The organism is Pseudarthrobacter sp. L19 (assembly GCF_050859435.1).
Lineage (GTDB): Bacteria > Actinomycetota > Actinomycetes > Actinomycetales > Micrococcaceae > Arthrobacter.
In genome coordinates this window covers 3,328,798-3,349,013 of sequence record NZ_CP193935.1, presented here as the reverse complement: position 1 = coordinate 3,349,013, position 20,216 = coordinate 3,328,798, and the positions used below count along the sequence as shown (strand labels likewise).

At 69.7% G+C, this 20,216-nt stretch carries 17 protein-coding genes and 1 pseudogene; 7 read left to right on the top strand and 11 right to left on the bottom strand.

Annotated elements, in window-relative coordinates:
- The first annotated feature begins 3 nt into the window (after nt 1–3).
- Nucleotides 4–534, top strand: a complete 531-nt coding sequence (locus ACRQ5B_RS16015; protein ID WP_432395587.1) for a GNAT family N-acetyltransferase — start codon at nt 4–6, stop codon at nt 532–534.
- Nucleotides 535–558: 24 nt separating this feature from the next.
- On the top strand, nt 559–1,086 hold the full coding sequence (locus tag ACRQ5B_RS16010; protein ID WP_432395584.1) for a DinB family protein: 528 nt from the start codon (nt 559–561) through the stop codon (nt 1,084–1,086).
- Between the two features lie 104 nt (nt 1,087–1,190).
- Here ACRQ5B_RS16010 and glnA read toward each other — a convergent pair whose 3' ends face one another.
- Nucleotides 1,191–2,615, bottom strand: coding sequence for a type I glutamate--ammonia ligase (gene glnA, locus ACRQ5B_RS16005; protein ID WP_412882715.1), 1,425 nt, complete (start codon nt 2,613–2,615; stop codon nt 1,191–1,193).
- Between the two features lie 298 nt (nt 2,616–2,913).
- Between glnA and ACRQ5B_RS16000 the strand changes: the two genes are divergently transcribed.
- Nucleotides 2,914–3,351, top strand: coding sequence for an RDD family protein (locus ACRQ5B_RS16000; RefSeq protein WP_364137804.1), 438 nt, complete (start codon nt 2,914–2,916; stop codon nt 3,349–3,351).
- 248 nt (nt 3,352–3,599) lie between these two features.
- On the opposite strand, the gene ACRQ5B_RS15995 is transcribed toward ACRQ5B_RS16000, so the two are convergent.
- The 3 genes from ACRQ5B_RS15995 to lipB all read right to left on the bottom strand — a co-directional run bounded on the left by ACRQ5B_RS15995 (nt 3,600) and on the right by lipB (nt 6,124).
- Nucleotides 3,600–4,361 (bottom strand): DUF4191 domain-containing protein, encoded by a 762-nt coding sequence (locus tag ACRQ5B_RS15995; RefSeq protein ID WP_432395581.1) that lies wholly within the window; start codon nt 4,359–4,361, stop codon nt 3,600–3,602.
- Between the two features lie 90 nt (nt 4,362–4,451).
- Nucleotides 4,452–5,459 (bottom strand): lipoyl synthase, encoded by a 1,008-nt coding sequence (gene lipA / locus ACRQ5B_RS15990; protein WP_377972982.1) that lies wholly within the window; start codon nt 5,457–5,459, stop codon nt 4,452–4,454.
- Complete coding sequence (gene lipB, locus ACRQ5B_RS15985; protein WP_412882717.1) at nt 5,456–6,124, bottom strand: lipoyl(octanoyl) transferase LipB; 669 nt, start codon at nt 6,122–6,124, stop codon at nt 5,456–5,458. Before lipB ends, lipA begins: the two co-directional genes overlap by 4 nt.
- A 107-nt stretch (nt 6,125–6,231) precedes the next feature.
- On the opposite strand from lipB, the gene ACRQ5B_RS15980 reads away from it, so the two are divergent.
- Both ACRQ5B_RS15980 and ACRQ5B_RS15975 read left to right on the top strand, forming a co-directional pair.
- A complete protein-coding gene (locus tag ACRQ5B_RS15980) occupies nt 6,232–6,663 on the top strand; it encodes a protein kinase domain-containing protein (RefSeq protein WP_432395577.1) in 432 nt (143 codons plus the stop codon).
- Nucleotides 6,648–8,048 (top strand): protein kinase domain-containing protein, encoded by a 1,401-nt coding sequence (locus tag ACRQ5B_RS15975; RefSeq protein WP_432395574.1) that lies wholly within the window; start codon nt 6,648–6,650, stop codon nt 8,046–8,048. The genes ACRQ5B_RS15980 and ACRQ5B_RS15975 overlap by 16 nt, the downstream gene beginning before the upstream one ends.
- 66 nt (nt 8,049–8,114) lie before the next feature.
- Here the strand turns inward: ACRQ5B_RS15975 and ACRQ5B_RS15970 are convergent, their stop codons facing one another.
- Entirely contained in the window at nt 8,115–8,546 is a 432-nt protein-coding gene (locus ACRQ5B_RS15970; protein WP_432395571.1) for a DUF1731 domain-containing protein, read from the bottom strand.
- A 134-nt stretch (nt 8,547–8,680) separates the two neighbouring features.
- A pseudogene (locus tag ACRQ5B_RS15965) lies at nt 8,681–9,007 on the bottom strand (NAD-dependent epimerase/dehydratase family protein); the annotation flags it as partial.
- Nucleotides 9,008–9,081: 74 nt separating this feature from the next.
- Here ACRQ5B_RS15965 and ACRQ5B_RS15960 point away from each other — a divergent pair.
- Nucleotides 9,082–12,711, top strand: a complete 3,630-nt coding sequence (locus ACRQ5B_RS15960) for a S41 family peptidase (RefSeq protein WP_432395568.1) — start codon at nt 9,082–9,084, stop codon at nt 12,709–12,711.
- A 118-nt stretch (nt 12,712–12,829) separates the two neighbouring features.
- Here the strand turns inward: ACRQ5B_RS15960 and ACRQ5B_RS15955 are convergent, their stop codons facing one another.
- The 5 genes from ACRQ5B_RS15955 to ACRQ5B_RS15935 all read right to left on the bottom strand — a co-directional run bounded on the left by ACRQ5B_RS15955 (nt 12,830) and on the right by ACRQ5B_RS15935 (nt 18,931).
- Nucleotides 12,830–13,258 (bottom strand): OsmC family protein, encoded by a 429-nt coding sequence (locus ACRQ5B_RS15955; protein WP_432395565.1) that lies wholly within the window; start codon nt 13,256–13,258, stop codon nt 12,830–12,832.
- Nucleotides 13,259–13,380: 122 nt separating this feature from the next.
- Nucleotides 13,381–13,731: a hypothetical protein gene (locus ACRQ5B_RS15950; RefSeq protein ID WP_432395563.1), complete on the bottom strand. Its 351-nt coding sequence runs from the start codon at nt 13,729–13,731 to the stop codon at nt 13,381–13,383.
- Between the two features lie 140 nt (nt 13,732–13,871).
- Nucleotides 13,872–15,629, bottom strand: coding sequence for a 2-oxoglutarate dehydrogenase, E2 component, dihydrolipoamide succinyltransferase (sucB, locus tag ACRQ5B_RS15945; RefSeq protein WP_432395560.1), 1,758 nt, complete (start codon nt 15,627–15,629; stop codon nt 13,872–13,874).
- Between the two features lie 124 nt (nt 15,630–15,753).
- Nucleotides 15,754–17,139, bottom strand: a complete 1,386-nt coding sequence (gene lpdA, locus ACRQ5B_RS15940) for a dihydrolipoyl dehydrogenase (protein WP_432395558.1) — start codon at nt 17,137–17,139, stop codon at nt 15,754–15,756.
- A 265-nt stretch (nt 17,140–17,404) separates the two neighbouring features.
- Nucleotides 17,405–18,931 carry a leucyl aminopeptidase gene (locus tag ACRQ5B_RS15935; protein ID WP_432398788.1) on the bottom strand — a complete coding sequence of 509 codons (1,527 nt, stop codon included), beginning with the start codon at nt 18,929–18,931 and terminating at the stop codon, nt 17,405–17,407.
- Nucleotides 18,932–19,274: 343 nt separating this feature from the next.
- Here ACRQ5B_RS15935 and ACRQ5B_RS15930 point away from each other — a divergent pair, with 343 nt between their 5' ends.
- A complete protein-coding gene (locus ACRQ5B_RS15930) occupies nt 19,275–20,213 on the top strand; it encodes a proteasome assembly chaperone family protein (protein WP_432395556.1) in 939 nt (312 codons plus the stop codon).
- Nucleotides 20,214–20,216: the final 3 nt, after the last annotated feature.

Sequence of the window (20,216 nt, the reverse complement as noted above, 5' to 3'; positions counted from 1 at the left end):
ACCGTGGCACGGCCCCCGGCGGCCCCGCACGTCTGGCTGATCCCTTTGAAGGACCTCGACGACGACGCCCGCGCCGTCAAGCTCGGGGAACTGGCCGGCGTCGGACTCGGCGCCGGCCAGGACCGGTTCGTCGGCGAGCCGCTGCGGATGGCCCTGGTGGGCCTGGCGGAGGAGTCACGGCACCCGTACGTGCTGGACGTCGACGGCGCCGCGGTGGGCGCCGCGACCCTGCAGTCCGGCGCCGCCCGCTCCGCCGGCTGGGCCGACGACGATTCGGCCTGGCTGCTGCGCGGCTTCGCCATCGACCGGCGCGCCCAGGGCCGCGGCTACGGCACAGCCGCGGCCACGGGAGCGGTCCGGGAGGCCGCCAGGCTCACCGCTGCCCTCGGCGGGACCCAGCGCGGCGTCGTCCTCTCGGTCAACGAGGCCAACCCGGCCGGGCAGGCGGCCTACCGCAAGGCCGGCTTCGAGGACCGCGGGCAGTACCTCGGCGGCAACGCCGGGCCGCAGCGCATCATGTACCGCGGATTCTGACGGCTCCGCCTTAGACTGGCGGCCATGACCGCCAACCCCGTCACCGACCCGCGTCCGGAGCCGGCACCAACCGCCGATGAGCGCACCACCCTCACCGGCTTCCTCACCTGGCACCGCAAGACACTCGAGCTCAAGTGCGCCGGCCTTTCCCCGGCGGACCTGGCCCGGGCCGCGGTGCCGCCCTCCACCCTGTCCCTCCTGGGCCTGGTGCGGCACCTGGCCTACGTCGAGCATCATTGGTTCCGGGGCATGCTGGCCGGCGAGAGTGTCCCGGCCCCCTTCGGGTCGGACGAGGACCCGGACCACGAATTCAACGGCGTGGAACCCACCGCCGAGGCCGTCGGCGAGGCCTGGGCGGCCTGGCGCACGGCCGTGGACTTTACGGACGCCTTCGTCGCCGCGGCGCCGGACCTGGACGTCACCGGCAGGGACCACCGCCGCGGCGACGTCTCACTCCGCTGGGTCCTGGTGCACATGATCGAGGAGTACGCCCGCCACAACGGCCACGCGGACCTGCTCAGGGAACAGATCGACGGCGCCACCGGCGAGTAGCCGCGCATCCACGGGGAAGCCCTTGACGAGGAAGCCTTAGAAGGAACGGCCCCCGCCACAAGGCGGGGGCCGTTCCTGGTACTACCTGCGTTATATGTCAGAGACTAGACGCCGTAGTAGAGCTCGAACTCGTACGGGTTCGGGCGCAGCGAGAGCGGACGGATCTCGTTCTCGTACTTGTACTCGATCCAGGTGTCGATCAGGTCCTGGGTGAAGACGCCGCCGGCCTGCAGGAACTCGTTGTCCTCGGCCAGGGCCTCCAGGGCCTCCTCGAGGGTGCCCGGTGCCTTGGGAATGTCCTTAGCTTCCTCGGCGGGGAGCTCGTAGAGGTCCTTGTCGATCGGAGCCGGCGGTTCGATCCGGTTGCGGATGCCGTCGATGCCGGCCATCAGCTGAGCGGCGAACGCCAGGTACGGGTTGGAGGAGGGGTCCGGAGCGCGGAACTCGATGCGCTTGGCCTTCGGGTTGGAACCCGTGATCGGGATACGAATACCGGCGGAGCGGTTGCCCTGCGAGTAGACCATGTTGACCGGGGCCTCGAAGCCCTTGACCAGGCGGCGGTACGAGTTCACCGTCGGGTTGGTGAAGGCCAGGACGGCGGAGGAGTGCTTGAGCAGGCCGCCGATGTACCAGCGGGCGGTGTCGGACAGGCCGGCGTAGCCCTTCTCGTCGTAGAACAGCGGCTCGCCACCGTTCCACAGCGACTGGTGGCAGTGCATGCCCGAGCCGTTGTCACCGAAGACCGGCTTCGGCATGAAGGTCACGGACTTGCCCCAGGCGTCGGCGGTGTTCTTGATGACGTACTTGAACTTCTGCAGGTCATCGGCCGCGTGGGTCAGGGTGGTGAACTTGTAGTTGATCTCGGCCTGACCGGCGGAACCAACCTCGTGGTGGCTGCGCTCGACTTCAAGGCCGGCCTCGTCCAGTGCCACGCACATGGCGTCGCGCAGGTCGGCCTGCTTGTCGGTGGGGGAGACCGGGAAGTAACCGCCCTTGACGGGGGTCTTGTAGCCCAGGTTGCCGCCCTCTTCCTCGCGGCCGGTGTTCCAGTGGGCTTCCTCGGAGTCGATCTTGTAGAAGCTGCCCTGCGGGGAGGACTGGTACTGGACGTTGTCGAAGACGAAGAACTCGGCCTCGGGGGCGAAGAATGCGGTGTCGGCGATGCCGGTGGAGGCCAGGTAGGCCTCGGCCTTTTCGGCCACGCCGCGCGGGTCGCGGTGGTACGGGTCGCCGGTGCGCGGGTTGACGATGGAGAAGTTCAGCGCGAGGGTCTTCTCGATGCGGAAGGTGTCGACGAATGCCGTCGTGACGTCCGGGATGAGCTGCATGTCCGACTCGGCGATGCCCTGGAAGCCGCGGATCGACGAACCGTCGAAGAGCTGGCCGTTGACGAAGAAGTCCGCGTCGACGCTCTTGGCCGGGACGTTGAAGTGCTGCTGCACGCCGGGGAGGTCGGTGAAGCGGATATCGACGAATTTGATGTCTTCGTCCTTGATGAACTTGAGGACTTCGTCCGCAGTCTTGAACATCTATGCTCCTTACGCATATGAAGGGTCGGGCCCCAGGGGCCGTACGGGCCAGCGCAGTCCGACGCCGGGGACAGCGCACTGCCGTCCCCGCTCAGGATCCCGCTAACAACTGTTACCACCCTAGGGAGTGGGAGTTTCCCCGCGGTGTCAGCTTTGTTTCGCGCAGGTTACAAACCGCGCTGACCCTCCAAACCTAGCCGGTGTCCACACTGTGGCCTATCCATGTCCGCGATTCGAACCGTTTGAGTCCACACTGCGAACGCTCCAGCGGCCTGCCGGCGCCCGGTAAACTTGGCAGGTGGTAGATCGTAAAGACCTTGGCTCCTGGCTCAGTGGACCGGACACCTCCGGCATTTCCAAGTACCCGGGGGAGCGGCTGGGCCTGCCCGAATCCGGCCCCGGCTCGATGGCCCGGGCCGGCCGCCGGATCATCGCCATCTGCATCGACTGGGGCATCGCCCTGCTGATCAGCAACTTCGCCTTCGCCGGCAACTCCTGGGCCACCCTCGCCGTGTTCGCGGTGGAGCAGGCCCTGCTGGTGGGAACCCTGGGTTACAGCATCGGCCACCGGGTCGTGAACATCCACGTCGTCCGGCTCGGCGGCGGCCCGGCCGGACCGCTGGCCGGTGCGGTCCGCGCGCTCCTGCTCTGCCTGGTGATCCCCGCCGTCATCTTCGACCCGGACCACCGCGGCCTGCACGACAAGGCCGTCAACACCATCCTGATCCGCCGCTGACGCAGGCGGCGCAGCGGTACACCGCTGAACCGCCGTCGTCGTCCTCCCTGCTGTGCTGCATGGCTTCCACTCGTCCGTTGCGCCCGGGCTCGTCGTTTCCAATCCGCGAGCCCGCACTAAACCCGCGAGCCGAATCCTCGAACCGCCATTAGCGCCAGCCCCCACCGGCCGCGAACCGACCCTTAAAGCAGGACGCCCCGGTTCCTGGCCGATGGCCTGGAACCGGGGCGTCCGGTGAGCTGCGGTGCTTAGCGGCCGCGTGCTGCCTTGCGGTCCGGGCGCGCCTTGTACGGATCGATGCCCTTGGGGATCGGCAGGCGGTTGCCGAGCGAGGAGATGCGCTTCGAGACGGTGCTGACCTCGGTCTTGGTGAGCTCGTTCTTCATCTTGCCCATCTTGCGTGCGACCTGGCTGATGGGGGTCTGGCCCTCGCCGCGGCCGCTTTCAATCACGTGGATGGTGACGTTCGGGAGGATGCGGGCCAGGCGCTTGCGTTCGCCGTCGATCAGCGGCTTGACGCGGTGGCTGGGGCCCTCGCTGACCAGCACGACGCCGGGCCGGCCGATGGCGCGGAAGACGGCGTCCTGGGTGCGGGGGTTGACGGCCACGGGCTGGTCTTCGGTGATCCAGCCGCGGCGGAGGGTCCCCAGCGCCGCGCCGGAGGCACCGGGCTGGTTCTCGATCTGGGCAAAGGCGGCGCGCTCGGCGCGGCGGGACAGCACCAGGGTGGCGGCGAGGACACCGAGCACGATGCCGATGATCAGGCCCGTGATCCAGTTCTCCAACAGGAAACCAACCAACAGGGCAACCGCGACGGTGCCGAGGAACGCCAGCAGGATCAGCCACGTGACCATCGGGTCGTGGCGCCGGGTCATCTGGAAGACGTCCTTGATCTGCTTCAGCCGGCTCGGCTTCTTGACCTTGGCTTCCTTGGGCTTACGGGAGAAAAGGCCACGCTTCGGCGCATCGGCTGAAGAGGTGGACGTGCTGGAGTCGGAGGAATTCGCCATAATGCCTTAATTCTACGTGATGCACGGCTCAGGGCCGGACGCCGGATCTCTCCGGCGCCGGCCCTGAGCTGGCAGTGCGGTGCGGGTGATTCAGGAGTGTGCCGCGAGCAGCGAGCTGGCTTCCTGGCGGGTGCTTCCGGAGCTCTCGATGTGCGCGAGTTCGGCCGGGATTTCCCAGCCCTTCTTGCGCATCGCGGTGGCCCAGAGGCGGCCGGCACGGTAGGAGGAACGGACCAGCGGGCCGGACATGACGCCCAGGAAGCCGATCTCGTCCGCTTCCTGCTGCAGCTCCACGAACTCCTGCGGCTTGACCCAGCGGTCCACCGGCAGGTGGCGCTCGGACGGGCGCAGGTACTGGGTGATGGTGATCAGGTCGCAGCCGGCCTCGTGCAGGTCGCGGAGCGCTTCGGAGATCTCCTCGCGGGTCTCGCCCATGCCCAGGATCAGGTTGGACTTGGTGACCATGCCCAGGTTGCGGCCCTGGGTGATGACGTCGAGGGAGCGCTCGTAGCGGAAGGCCGGGCGGATCCGCTTGAAGATCCGGGGCACGGTCTCGACGTTGTGCGCGAAGACCTCGGGCTTGGAGTCGCAGATCGCCGCGATGTGCTCGGGCTTGCCGGAGAAGTCCGGGATCAGGAGCTCGACGCCGGTGCCGGGGTTCAGCTCGTGGATCTTGCGGACCGTTTCGGCGTAGAGCCAGACGCCCTCGTCGGCGAGGTCGTCGCGGGCCACGCCGGTCACGGTGGCGTAGCGCAGCTGCATGGACTGGACCGATCGGGCCACCTTGGTGGGTTCGAACATGTCCACGGGGGAGGGCTTGCCGGTGTCGATCTGGCAGAAGTCACAGCGCCGGGTGCACTCGGAGCCGCCGATGAGGAAGGTGGCTTCCTTGTCTTCCCAGCACTCGAAGATGTTGGGGCAGCCGGCCTCTTCACAGACGGTGTGGAGGCCTTCCTTCTTTACGAGGTTCTTGAGCTGGACGAACTCCGGGCCCATCTGGACCTTGGCCTTGATCCATTCCGGCTTGCGTTCCACCGGGGTGGCCGCGTTGCGCTGCTCAATACGCAGCAGCTTGCGTCCTTCTGGTGCCAGGGTCACAGCAGGGCTCCTTCATGGGTAGCGACGAGGGCTTCTTCATTCTTGCGCAGTTCTTCGATGATCCGCGACACGAGGTCTGCGGGGGTGACGTCCCGGCCGGTTTCCTGTGCGATCGTCGTGACGCCGGCGTCGGTGATGCCGCAGGCGATGATCTGGCCGTACGGGGCCAGATCGTTGTTGCAGTTGATGGCAAAGCCGTGCATGGTGACGCCCTCGTGGACGCGGATGCCGATCGCCGCGATCTTGCGGGCGGGACCCTTCTCGTCCGCGTCGATCCAGACGCCGGCGCGTCCCTCGATCCGGACTGCGTCGATGCCGTAGTCGGCCAGTACGGCGATCATCACGGACTCCAGGCGCTCGACGTAATCGCGGATGCCGGCGGGGTTCTTCAGCTTGATGATCGGGTAGCCCACCAGCTGGCCCGGGCCGTGCCAGGTAAGCTTGCCGCCGCGGTCCACGGGCACCACCGGGGTGCCGTCGAAGGGACGTTCGTGGTCTTCGGTGCGCTTGCCTGCGGTATACACGGCAGCGTGTTCAAGCAGCAGGACGGTGCTGGGCGCCGTGCCGGCGAGGACCTTCGCGTGGAGTTCGCGCTGGATCTCCCAGCCGCGGGTGTAGTCGATGAAGTCCGGGGCAAGACCCAGCTGTTGGAACTCAAGAGTCATGGAATCCAGCTTAGACCTCGCCCCGTGCGCCAACCGATTCTGTGGTCAAACTCTCACGCCTGTGGATAACTTCTGCGGCGTCTCAGAAAAACGCGTATCCATGGGCTATGGACGAATCTGCGCACACGCATCACGGGGAGCCCGGGCGCCCCGACATCGAGGGCTACCGGGTGGGCCGGATGCTGGGACGCGGCAGCACCGCCGTCGTCTGGCTCGCCACGGAGCAGGCCACCGGCGCTAGCGTGGCGCTCAAGTGTTTCGACCCTGGCCCGTCAGGGGCAGCCGGTGGGACGGAGCCTGGTCCCGAGATGGAGGAGGCGGTCCGCCGGGAGGTGCGCATCCTCTCGGTGGTGGAGCACGGCCATCTCGTGGCGGTGCGGGATGTGGTGCGCTTCCGGGCCGGCGACGACGGCGGGACCGGGCTGGCGCTGGTGCTCGACTACTCGCCGGGCGGCTCGCTCGCGGAGCTGATCGCGGCGCGGGGCAGCCTAGGGCCGGGGAGACCGTCACCATCCTCACCCCGGTGGCGCAGGCCCTGAGCTACCTGCACGGCAGGGGCTTCACCCACGGGGACGTCTCACCCGGGAACGTGCTCTTCACGGCGCACGGCAAGCCGCTGCTCTCGGACCTGGGCGTCGGGCGGATGATCGCCGACGCGGCCGACGCGCACCCGGCCGGGACCGGCGGTTTCCAGGACCCGAGCCCGGTGGATCCCTTCCGTGCCGGGCTGCAGCCGGAGGCCGATGTCTACTCCGTCGCGGCGCTCGGCTGGTATTGCCTCACCGGTACCCCGCCACCGCCGGAGCCGCAGCGTGCCCCGCTGCCGTTGCTGGTGCCGGGCGTTCCGGCCGCCCTAACCGCTGCCCTGGAGTCGGGCCTGCGGCTGGACCGCCGGCTTCGCCCCTCCGCGGCCGACTTCGCGGCGGCCGTGTACCGGTCGGCGACGGCGGCCCCTGTGGACCTGACCGTCTCGGCCCATCCCACGGTTCTTCCGGGGCTCCTGACGCGCCGCTCCGGCCCGGCTACGCCCCGGGAGCGGCGGGCGGCCCGGCGTTCCGCCGCGGTCCTGGCGCTGCTGCGCGGGGCCGCCGCCGCGCGGGAACGGCTCAGACCGCGTGGTCCTGGGGATGGGGCAGAGCTCAGACCAGGGACCCGTGATGTCCCGGCGCGGCTCCGGACCGGAGTCCCCGGTGAGCGGACGCGGCGGGCGGAGGTGTGGTCACAGCGGAGCCCGGCTGTACCCGCGGAGAAGATCAGGGGGACGACAAGGCGGACCCGGCACCGGGCCGTGAGCCGACGGGGCGCACTTCGCCGGGCCATCCTCATGGCACTCGTGGCGGTGGCCGCCGCGGCCGGACTGGTGTTCCTGCCGGCGTTGGGCGACCCGGAGGCTTCGTTGAGGCAGGCGGTACAGGCGACGGCTCCCGCGGCCGCCACCGGAGACGCAGCACCGGACGGGAACCGGGATGGCATCCCAGCCGATGTGGCGCCTCTGCTCTCCGCCGCCCGGCCCGAGGAGGCGGTGCAGGGTCTGGCCCGGCTGCGCGGCATGGCACTGCGGACCGGAAACCATGCCCTGCTGGCGCGGGTCACTGAGCCAGGGTCACCCGCCGCGGCGGCCGACGCCCGGGTTGCCGCCCAGCTCGTCGAGGACGGGCACGTCCTCGACGGGTTCGAGCAGCGGCTGCTGGAGGTGCGGGCCAGGCCCCTTGGCAGCACGTGGACGGGCGGCGCCGGTGCCGTCCCGGACGACGGCGCCCTGGTCCAGCTGGCGGTTACGGTAGCGACTCCGGCCTATCGGGAGCTGGACCGGGACGGTGCGCTCGTGGCGGAGGCTGCAGCAGCCGGAGACCAGCGGCTGATCCTGGTGATGACCGCCGTCGACGGGAGGTGGCGGATCCGGGAGATCCTGCCTGCCGTCTAAGCACGCCCGCGCGCCGGCGCGGAGCCGATGTCCGGCGAGACCGGCGGCGGCTATCCCGCGGCCGGGCTACTGCCCGGCGGCGACCCAGGCGGCCGCCTCGCGCACGGTGGGATGCTGCCATTCGAATCCGGCGGCTGCCAGCGCGGCCGGCTCCATCCGCTGGCTCGACAGCAACAGTTCGTTCGCCAGCCGGCCCAGCGCCAGCCGCAACACCGGCGCCGGTGCCGGCAGCAGGGCGGGACGGTGCAGGGCATCGGCCAGCGACCGGATCAACCCCGACACGTCGGAGGCCTCCGGGGCGCAGAGGTTGACCGGGCCCTCCAGCGGGGCGGTCAGTAGGTACTCGAAGGCCCCGGCGACGTCGGGCAGCGTGACCCACGGCCAGTACTGCCGGCCATTCCCCAGCGGGCCGCCCAGGCCGGCGCGCAGCAACGGGAGCAGCTTGCCCAGGGCACCGCCCTTGCGGCTGAGCACCACGCCGGTGCGCGGCGTGACCACCCGCACCCCGGCCGGCGCCTGGTGGGCGGCGGCCTCCCACTCGGTGCAGATGTCGGCGAGGACGCCCTGGCCGGCGGGGAGTCCTCGCGCAGGAGGGCTGATCCGGCGTCGCCGTAGAAACCGGAGGCAGACTGGCTCAGGAAGACCGGCGGCGGAGTTGCGGAGCGCCGCATCGCGGCCACCAGTGTGTTGGTGGGCTCCAGCCGGGAGGACTTCAGCTCGGCGATCCGGCGGCTGGTCCACGGACGGTCGCCAATGCCGGCGCCGGAGAGGTTGATGATGGCGTCCACGCCGCGGAGTGCGGAGTCCTCCAGCTTGCCGCTGGAAGGGTCCCACTCGATTTCCGCGGCTGTCGCGGCGGGCCGCCGGACCAGGCTGACGACGTCGTGGCCGCTGGTGCGCAGCCGGGTGGTGAGGGCAGTTCCGATCAGCCCGGAGGCGCCGGCGACGAGGATTCTCATGGTTCATCTCACCATGCCCGGCGCGGCAGGGAAACCTCCCCGGGGTGCGGCGCGCCGTTGACTATGATCGAACGATGACCTCTTCGAGTTACCTCCGTTTCCCGCACCTGCACGGCGATCTGGTCACCTTCGTGGCCGAGGACGACGTCTGGGTGGCCCCGCTCGAGGGCGGCCGCGCCTGGCGTGTTTCCTCGCTGCAGTTGCCGGCCCGCAACCCGCGGTTCAGCCCCGACGGGCGGCGCCTGGTGTGGACCGTGGTGCAGGGAACGGCGCCCGAGGTGGTGACGGCCGACGTCGACGGCGGCGGCTACCGCCAGCTGAGCTACTTCGGCCACAGCTCCACCCGGGTCAAGGGCTTCACGCCCGAGGGCAACGTCGTCGTCACCAGCGCCTTCCGCCAGGGAGACAGCCGCCTCACCCACGCCTACAGCCTGCCCCTGGAGGGCGGCTCCGCCGAGGAACTCCCGTACGGTCCGGTCGAGTCCCTGGCCTACGGCACCGTCGTCGGCGACGAGCGTCCCCTCGTGCTCGCCAGCGTGCTTTCCCGCGAACCGGCCTGGTGGAAGCGCTACCGCGGCGGCACCGCCGGCAAGCTCTGGATCGACGCCGACGGCAACGGCGAATTTGAACGCCTGGTCCCGGACCTCGACGGCAACCTCACCGACCCACTCTGGGTCGGCGGCCGCATCGCGTTCCTCTCCGACCACGAGGGCTACGGCAACCTCTACTCGGTGCTCCCGGACGGTTCGGACCTGCGCCGCCACACGGACCACGAGGACTTCTACGTCCGGCACGCCACCACCGACGGCGAGCGGGTCATCTTCGAGTCCGCCGGTGAGCTCTGGCTTCTGAGCAGCCTCGACGCGGACGCCGTCAAGCTGAACATCACCCTCGGCTCCGCCGCGCAGGGCCGCCGCTCCACGCCGCTGAAGGTTTCCCGCCACCTCGGCGAGGTCATCCCGGACCGCACCGGCGACTCCAGCGCCGTCGAGTCCCACGGCACGCTGCACTGGCTGCGGCACAAGGACGGCCCCTCCCGCATTCTCGAGGCCACGCCGGGGGTCCGGGCGCGGCTGCCGCGCCCCTTCGGCGATGGCAGGATCGCGTACATCGCGGACCACGACGGCGTCGAGGCGCTCTACCTGCGCCCGATCGCCGCGCCACTCTCGGTAAGTAATGCGGGAAGTAGCGCCGGGAACCGCGGAACCACGGCACCGGCCGCCGCACCCGCCACCCCCAACCATTCCGACGACGACGCCTCCCCGGCGCTGCCCCGCCCCGTCTCGGCCGCCGCGCTCACCCGCGCCGGGTCCGAGGCGGCGGGCCGCGACGCTGCAGATCGGGTCCAGGCGGCAGCGCCGCAGGCCGATGACGCCGCTGCCGCCACCGCGGACGCGGCCGGCGGCACCGCCGGGGCTGAAATCGCCGCCGAGGCCCGGACCGGTTCGTCCGCCGGCACTACCCGCATCGATTTCCCGCGGCCCAGCCGGCCCAGCGCCCTGGAGGCCAGCCCGGACGGCAACTGGCTGGCCGTTGGAACCTCCTTCGGCGACATCTACCTCGCGGATACCCGCACCGGCGAGCTGACCCTGCTCACCAGCATCGGCGAGGGCACCATCGAGGGCTTCACCTGGTCCCCGGACTCCGCGTGGCTGGGCTGGGCCGAACCGGTCACCTCCTTCGGCGCCCGCACCCGGCTGCGCCTCGCGCCGGTGCCGGGCTCCACTGCGAAAGACGGCGCCGGCAAAGACGGCGGCGAAAAGGACGCCCAGGCGATCATCGACGTCACCGACGGCCGTTTCCGGGACGACTCCCCGGTGTTCACCCCGGACGGTAAGTTCCTGGCCTTCCTCTCCAACCGCAGCTTCGACCCGGTCTACGACGGTCACTCCTTCGACCTCTCCTTCCCGAGCCCGATCAAGCCGTACCTGGTGGCCCTCGCCGCGGAGACGCCGTCGCCGTTCGGCCCCAGCGTCGCCCTGGCCGAGGCGGTAGCCGCCGACGGCGCCGCGGACTCCTCCGGCACGACGGCCGGCAAGGCCGCCAAGACGTCCGACGCCGACAGCTCGGACACGGTCCCGGCGGTCACCGTCGACCCGGAGGGCCTGGCGCACCGCGTCATCAGCGTCCCCGTGCCGCAGGGCAACTACTCCCACCTCAGCGCCGCCACCGGCGCCCTGCTCTGGCTGGACCATGAGCTGGCAGGCGTGACCGGCGACGGCCGCGCCAGCCTCGAGGACAAGAACGCGGCCCCCAGCCTGGTCCGGTTCGACCTGGCCAAGCGCCGCTGCACCACCATCGTCGAGGCCCTCGACAGCTACCGGCTCACCGGCGACGGCGAGAAGGTGGTCCTGATCCAGGACAAGCAGGTCCGCGTCAGCCCGGCCCGCACCAAGGCCGACGAGGAGTCCGGCCAGCTGGTCAAGGTGGACCTGAACCGAATCCGGGTGCGCCTGGACCCGGTAAGTGTCTGGGGCCAGGCGTTCGACGAGTCCTGGCGGTTGCAGCGCGACTTCTTCTGGACCGAGGACATGGCGGGCCAGGACTGGGACTCCGTCCACGCCCGGTACCGCCCGATCGTGGACCGCCTCGGCTCCCACGATGACCTCGTGGACCTGCTCTGGGAGATGAACGGCGAGCTCGGCACCTCCCACGCCTACGTCCGGCCCGCGCTGGTGACCGAGAACGGCAGCAACGCGCAGGGCCGGCTCGGCGCCGACTTCGCCGCCACGGACGAGGGCTGGGAGATCACCCGGATCCTCGCCGGGGAGTCCTCCGACCCGCTGGCCACCTCGCCGCTGACCCGGCCCGGCGTCGACGCCCGCCCTGGCGACGTCCTGCTGGCCGTCGACGGCATCGAACTGAACCCGGAACTCTCACCCTCGATGCAGCTGGCCGGAGCCGCAGGACGCGCCGTCGAACTGACGCTGCGCAACGGCCCCCGCCACGGCCAACGCGCCGGGGAGCAGCGCCGCGTCGCCGTCGTCCCCGTCAAGGACGAGGAGCGGCTGCGCTACCAGGAATGGGTCGCCGGCAACCGGCGCACGGTCCGCGAGGCCTCGCAGGGGACCTTCGGCTACCTGCACATCCCGGACATGATGGCCAACGGCTGGGCGCAACTGCACCGCGACCTGGACACCGAGACCGCCCTGGACGGCCTGATCGTGGACGTCCGGCGCAACCGCGGCGGCCACACCTCCCAGCTCGTGGCCGAACTCATCGGCCGCAAGGTCACCGGCTGGAGCATGCCCCGCGGCGAACGCCCCCGGACCTACCCGCACCACGCACCGCGCGGGCCGGTGATCATCCTCGCCGACGAGTTTGCCGGGTCCGACGGCGACATCATCACCCAGGTCTCCAAGCTCCGCGGCATCGGCCCGGTCATCGGCACCCGGACCTGGGGCGGCGTCGTCGGCATCGACAACCGGTTCTCGCTGGCCGACGGCACCGGCGTCACCCAGCCGCGCTACGCCAACTGGTTCGCCGGGGGAGTCGGCTGGGGCGTCGAGAACTACGGCGTGGACCCGGACATCGAGGTGACGTTCCCGCCGCACGCGTACGCCGCCGGCAGCGACCCGCAGCTCGAATACGGCATCGGCGCGCTCAAGGAAATGATCCAGGAGCTGCCCACGGACCGGCCGCCGCTGCGCGAGGGCTACCGGAACGTCCGCCCGGCCCCGCTGCCGCCCCGCCGGCAGGGCTAGCACCGGAAGGGCTAACGCGGCCGGGCCTGGCACGCAGAGGCCGGCAGGTCACACGGACGGAAAAGGCCCCCGCCCACCGGGAAACCGGAGGGCGGGGGCCTTCGCGCTGCGCTTCTGGCTACGCGGCCAGGGTGGCGTCCAGGGTGATGGTGATCCCGGTCAGCGCGGCGGAGACGGGGCAGCCGGTCTTGGCTTCCTCGGCGATGCGCTGGAAGTCTTCCTCGGACAGGCCCGGGACCTTGGCGTTCAGGGTCAGGTGGCTGCCGGTGATGCCGGTGCCTGGCTCGAAGGTTACATCGGCCTTGGTGTTGACCTCGTCCGGGGTGTGGCCGGCCTGCGCGAGGGCGTGGCTGAAGGCCATCGAGAAGCAGGCGGAGTGCGCGGCGGCGATCAGTTCCTCGGGGCTGGTCTTGCCCTCGGCGGACTCGGCGCGGGCCTTCCAGGTGACGTCGAAGGTGCCGAGCCCGGAGGTGTCCAGGCTGGTGTTCCCTGCCCCGGTCATCAGGTCGCCGTTCCATACAGTGTGTGCGGTGCGTGTCGTTGCCATATCCACTCCTCAGCGTCGTTGATCCAGGAATCCGGCGTCCGGACCCTGCCGCTCTCCATCCTAGGGTTAACGACGGCGGCGGCGCACCCGGGTGGGTGCGCCGCCGCCGTCGTTGCGGGGGATTACTGCCAGATGGTGGCGATGGCGATGTTCAGCAGCGCCAGGCCGCCGACAGCGTGGGCCAGGCCCTTGCCGACGGGCTGGTCCTTCTTGTACCGGCGGCGGCCGATGAAGGCCAGGACCGCGACGACGAGCGCCACGACGAACTTGATGCCCAGCTTGGCGTAGTTGACGTCCATGTCCAGGGCCGGGATCAGGCCCATCATGGCGATGCCGGTGATCAGCTGAAGCACGGCGCCGTCGAACTGGCGGGGGTGGACGGTGGGCTTCTTCATCTGGCCGATCCAGATGCCGACGATCATGGTGGCGCCGATGATGTGGAGGAAGACCAGGATGTCGAACAAAATTTTCATGGCTTCAGTCTAACCAGAGAATTCTACGGTCCGTAGTAAGACGGCGACGGCGGCGCGGTCCGCCGGTGATTTCCCACCGCGGTCCGCACCGCCGTCGCCGTTGGTACTATGTGGCCCCCGGAACCGGGGACCCCCTGCCGCTAGAGGCCCAGGTCGGCCTCGAAGGCGCCTTCCTCAAGGCGTGCCTTCAGCGTCTGCAGGAAGCGTCCCGCGTCCGCGCCGTCCACCAGGCGGTGGTCGTAGGTCAGCGAGAGGTACATCATCGAGCGGATCGCGATCGAGTCGTCGCCGTTCTCGTCCGAGACCACCACGGCGCGCTTGACGATCGCGCCGGTGCCCAGGATGGCGACCTGGGGCTGGTTGATGATCGGGGTGTCGAAGAGGGCGCCCACGGAACCGATGTTGGTGATGCTGAAGGTTCCACCGGAGAGCTCATCCGGGCCGATCTTGCCGTTGCGGGTGCGGTCGGCGACGTCGGCGATCTTGCCGGAGAGGCCGGCGAGGTTCAGGTTGCCGGCGTCGGAGATGACCGGAACCAGCAGGCCCTTGTCGGTGTCCACCGCGATCGCCAGGTGCTCGGCGTTGTGGTAGGTGATCTCCTGCTTGTCCTCGTCGTAGGAGGCGTTCAGCTTCGGGTGCTGCTTCAGGGCCTCGGCGACAGCCTTGGCGATGAAGGGCAGGAAGGTCAGCTTGGAGCCGTTCTGCGCCTGGAAGGAGTTCTTGGCGCGGGCACGCAGCTTGGCGACCTTGGTCATGTCGACCTCGTGCACCTGGGTGAGCTGGGTGGAGACGTCCAGGGATTCGCGCATGCGGCGGGCGATGACCTGGCGGATGCGCGGGGCTTTCTGGACGGTGCCGCGCAGCGAGGAGGCGTCGGCGGTGGGCGCCGCGGACGGGGCCTTCGCAGCGGCCGGGGCGGCGGCGGCCGGGGCGGCCTTCGCCTCGGCGGCGGCCAGGACGTCCTGCTTGCGGATGCGGCCGCCGACGCCGGTGCCGGTCAGCGAGGAGATTTCGACGCCGTGCTGGTTGGCCAGCTTGCGGACCAGGGGGGTGACGTAGCCGGACTCGTTCGAGGAGGCGGCGGGCGCCTCCTGCTTGGCGGGGGCGGCGGGAGCCGGAGCGGCGGCCGGGGCGGGAGCCTTCGGGGCCTCCTGCTTCGGGGCGGCGGGAGCCGGGGCAGCGGCCGGAGCCGGAGCCTCCTGCTTCGGAGCTTCCTGCTTCGGGGCTTCCTGCTTCGGGGCCTCGGGGGCCGGAGCGGCGGCCGGGGCAGCGGCGCCGGAACCGATGACGGCCAGGACGGAGCCGACCTCGGCGGTCTCGTCCTCGGCGACGCGGATTTCCTGCAGGGTGCCGGCAACGGGGGAGGGGATCTCGGTGTCGACCTTGTCGGTGGAGACCTCGAGCAGCGGCTCGTCGACCTCGACCGAGTCGCCGACGCTCTTGAGCCAGCGGGTGACGGTGCCTTCGGTGACGCTCTCGCCCAGGGCCGGGAGGGTGACTTCGTGGCCTTCCCCGGCGGGTGCGGCGGCCGGGGCCTCGGCAGCGGCCGGGGTCTCGTCTTCAGGGGCCGGAGCCTCGGTGCCGGACGGGGTCTCGGCGGGGGCTTCCTCGGCCGGGGCGGCTTCCGCGGGAGCGGCCGGGGCGGCGTCATCGGAGCCGGAGCCGTCGCCGATGCGCACCAGCGGGGCGCCGACCTCGGCGGTCTCGTCTTCGGCCACGAGGATTTCCTCGATCACGCCGGCGATCGGAGAGGGGATCTCGGTGTCTACTTTGTCGGTGGAGACTTCGAGCAGGGGCTCGTCCACCTCTACCCGGTCACCTACCTGCTTGAGCCAGCGGGTGACGGTTCCTTCGGTGACGCTCTCACCGAGGGCGGGCAAGTTAACGGATTCAGACATGTCGTCCCCGTTCTCCTTATTGATCTTTAGTGCGGATGATTGCTGCCTGGTTCGAGCTTAGTGCACCCGGTTTTTCTGGCCGGGTGCACTAAGCGCGGTGGTCTTGCGGTGCTGCGGAGGGGTGTTAGCCGTGCAGCGGCTTGCCGGCGAGGGCCAGGTGGGCTTCGCCCAGGGCCTCGTTCTGGGTCGGGTGGGCGTGCACCAGCTGGGCCACGTCCTCCGGGTAGGCTTCCCAGTTCACGATCAGCTGGGCCTCGCCGATCTGCTCGCCCATGCGGGAGCCGATCATGTGGACGCCGACGACGGGGCCGTCCTTCTGGCGGACCAGCTTGACCAGGCCGGAGGTGCCCAGGATGGAGCTCTTGCCGTTGCCGGCCAGGTTGTATTCCTGGGTCTCGATCTGGTCATCGCCGAACTTGGCCTTGGCAGCCTTCTCGGTGTAGCCGACGGTCGCGATCTCCGGCTCGGAGTAGGTGACCTTGGGGATGTTGACGTCTTCGACGACGACCGGCTTGAGGCCGGCGATTTCCTCGGCGACGAAAATGCCCTGCTGGTAACCGCGGTGGGCCAGCTGGACGCCGGGGACGATGTCGCCGACGGCGTAGATGTTGCCGACGCCGGTGTGCAGGCGCTCGTTGGTGATCACGAAGCCGCGGTCGATGGTGAGGCCGGCCTCTTCGTAGCCGAGGTTGGCGGTCACCGGGCCGCGGCCGACGGCCACGAGCATCAGGTCCGCTTCGAAGGTCTGGCCGTCCACCAGGGTGACCTTGACGCCGTCGTTGTTCTGCTCGACGCCCTGGAAGAAGGTGCCGGTGGAGAACTTGATGCCGCGCTTCTTGAAGGCGCGCTCGAAGTTCTTGACGATCGTGGCGTCCTCGTTCGGGACGAGGGAGGGCAGGCCCTCGATGATGGTGACGTCGACGCCGAAGGACTTCCAAACCGAAGCGAACTCGACGCCGATGACGCCGCCGCCGAGGATGATGGCGCTCTTCGGGATGAAGTCCATGGTCAGCGCCTCGTCCGAGGTGATGACCTTGCCGCCGATCTCGAGGCCCGGCAGGGTGCGGGAGTAAGAGCCGGTGGCCAGGACGATGTTCTTGCCCTTGTACGCGGTGCCGTTGACCACGACGGTGTCGGTGCCCTGGAGCTTGCCTTCGCCCTCAATGACCGTGATGGCCTTCTTGGACTTGATCAGACCCTGGAGGCCCTTGTACTTGCCGGCGATGATGCCGTCCTTGTACGAGTTGACCGTGGAGATGTCGATGCTGTCCAGGCTCACGTTGACGCCGTACTTGGCGGAGTCACGGGCGTGGTCGGCCAGTTCGGCGGAGTGCAGCAGGGCCTTGGTGGGGATGCAGCCGTTGTGCAGGCAGGTGCCGCCGAGCTTGCCCTTTTCGATGAGGCCGACGGTGAGGCCGAGCTGGACGGCGCGGAGGGCGGTGGCGTAGCCGCCGCTGCCGCCGCCGAGTACCAGGATGTCGAATTCTTGCGCAGTTGCCTGATCGGCCACTAAAACGCTCCCTCGCGTAAACGATGACGCGAGAGTACGCATCATCTGGTCTTGGAATCTGTCTGCCGTGATTATGCCAGCAGGCGGCTTCCCTTTCGTGTGGAATTGCTTCCATGAAGCTGAATGCTTTGAAACTACGGTTCACCTTAGCGAACCACTAATCCATGCTCCACCTTGCCGTGGCGTTTGTGGAGCGCTTGTGTCCAGTCTCACGCGGGCCTGTGGCCGGGGTATCAGCCCCGGCCACAGGCCCGTGGAGGAGGGCCTACTTGGCGGCGAGGACGTCCTCGACGTAGGCCACCAAGGTGCGGACGGTGCAGCCGGTGCCCTGCTTGTGGTTGTAGCCGTACGGGCTGCCGTTGTTGAAGGACGGACCGGCGATGTCGATGTGGGCCCAGGGGATCTGTTCCCCGTCCTTGCCCTTGCCGACGAATTCCTTCAGGAACACGGCGGCGGTCATCATGCCGCCGTGGCGTTCGCCGATGTTGGCGATGTCCGCCACCTGGGAGTCCAGGCTGGGGCGCAGTTCCTCGGGCAGCGGCATCGGCCAGACCAGCTCGCCGGCGCGGTCCGCGGCGGCCTTCAGGGCGCCGGTGACGGACTCGGAGCCCATGACGCCGGCGGTGCGGTTGCCCAGGGCGATCAGCTGCGCGCCGGTGAGGGTGGCGACGTCGATGATCACGTCCGGGTGCTCCTCGCTGGCAGCGACGATGCCGTCGGCCATGACAAGGCGGCCCTCGGCGTCGGTGTTCAGCACCTCGACGGTCTTGCCGCCGAAGATGGTGAGCACGTCGGCGGGGCGCTGGGCCGCGCCGGAGGGCATGTTCTCGGCGATGCAGAGCCAGGCGGTCGCCTTGACCGGCAGGCCCATCTCGGCCAGGGCCAGGACGGTGTTAAGGACGACTGCGGCGCCCGCCATGTCCGACTTCATCTCACCCATGCCCAGGTGCGGCTTGAGCGAGATGCCGCCGGTGTCGAAGGTGATGCCCTTGCCCACCAGGGCGACCTTGGCGGTGGCCTTGGCCGGCGCGTACTCGACCTTGACCAGGCGCGGCTGGCGGGTGGAGCCCTTGCCGACCCCCAGGATGCCGCCGAAGCCGTCCTTTTCGAGGCGCTTCTCGTCCCAGACGGTCACCTTGACCGGCAGGCCCTTGGCCAGGTCCTTGGCGGCCTCGGCGAAAGTCTCCGGGTAGAGGTGGCTCGGCGGCTGGTTGACCAGGGTGCGGGTGGCGTTGACGGCCTTGCCGATCAGCGCGGCGCGGTCCAGGGCCGGCTGCAGGAGGCCCTTGGTGGCGGCCAGGTCGGTGAGGATGCGCACGTTGCGGACCGGCTCCTTGAGCCCGTCCTTGGAGGAGCGGTGTTCGGTGTAGGCGTAGGCACCCATGGCCGCACCCTCGGCGATCGCGGCGACGGCGGCGGCGTCCGGGGCGGGCAGGGCCAGGGTCACGGTGCCCATGCCGGCCAGCTGCCGGATGGCCGAGCCGGCGGCGCGGCGCAGGGCCTCCTCGCCCAGGGCGGTGCCGGGCGTGACCTTGCCGACGCCGGCGAGTACCAGTACCGGGGCTCCGGCCTCGGGCAGGCCGGGCAGGCGGTGGGCCTGGTCTGCGGCACCGGTGACGCCGAGGGCGGCCAGCGACTCGGCGAGAGCCTCGGCGGCCTTGGCGGTCAACGGGTTCTCCAGCAGGACGGGGCCGTCGGTGCCCTGTCCGACGCCCAGGACGAGGGCATCGGAGGGGGACTTCTTCACGTCTCCGGCGACGGCGCTCAGTTTGACTTCGGTATTCTTGACCACCAGGAAAGTCCTCAATTCTCTGTGCTTCTTAAGCAGGGACTGCATGTTTGGCGCCCTGCCATGGAACCCGGGCCACCGGGAACGACGTACGTCCCGCCGGCATCGCTCGGGCCGGCCCGCAGGCCAGCTTCGATCGTAGTCTCTCGCCGCGGCCGGAACCGCATTTTCTGAGACGTGGCCCACAGTGGGGGCAGGAATTAGCCCGGCGGCCGGGGCGTTGGACCTGACAAAGGACAAATGCCGCGGCGACTCGGGCACTGCGCCCAAGGCCCTGCAGCCCCGCCGGGGCGCCGGCAGTGCCCGGCAGACGGCCCCGATGTGGCCGCATGGAGGAAAGGAATACGTGATGGAACGGATAACAGGTTCCCTGCTTGATCCGGCAACGCTGTACGTCCGTGACGACGCGCTGTTCCACAGCCCCGAACTGAGGGGCCTTGACCTGCTGATGGGCTTCACCGGGTTCGCCGACGCCGGCCACGTGGTCCGGCAGATCACCACGGAATTGGTCGACAACCTGGACGCGGAGCTGGTGGCGGAGTTCGACGCCGACCAGCTGATGGACTACCGGTCCCGCCGCCCGCAGATCAGCTTCGTCGAGGACCACCTGCAGGACTACCAGGCGCCGCGCCTCTCGCTGTACCGGCTGAGGGACGGGCTGGGCAAACCCTTCCTCCTCCTCGCCGGTTTCGAACCGGACCTGGAGTGGGAGCGGTTCGCACGCGCCGTCGTCGGCATCGTGGAGGAACTCGACGTCAACCTCACCGCCTGGATTCACTCCATCCCGATGCCGGTGCCGCACACCCGCCCGGTCGGCGTCACTGTTCACGGCAACCGCCCCGACCTGATCGAGGGCATCTCCGTCTGGAAGCCCACCGTTGAGGTTCCCGCGGCCATCGGCCACATCCTGGAGCTGCGCCTCGAGGCGGCCCACCGGGACGTGGCCGGCTACGTCATCCACGTCCCGCACTACCTGGCCGAGGCCGAATACCCGAACGCCGCAGTCGCTGGCCTGGAATACCTCGGCGCCGCGACCGCGCTGATGCTCCCCACCGACCGGCTCCGCGAGGCGGGCCGGGAGGTCGGCCGCCAGATCGCCGAACAGATCGAGGCCTCCGAGGACGTGCAGCAGGTGGTGTCCCGGCTCGAGACCCGGTATGACGAGAAAGCCGAGGGCACGGTCCGCCGCTCGCTACTGGCCGACGAGAACGATCAGCTGCCCAACGCCGATGACCTCGGCGCCGCGGTGGAGGCCTACCTGGCCCGTAAAGAACCCGGCGAATAAATA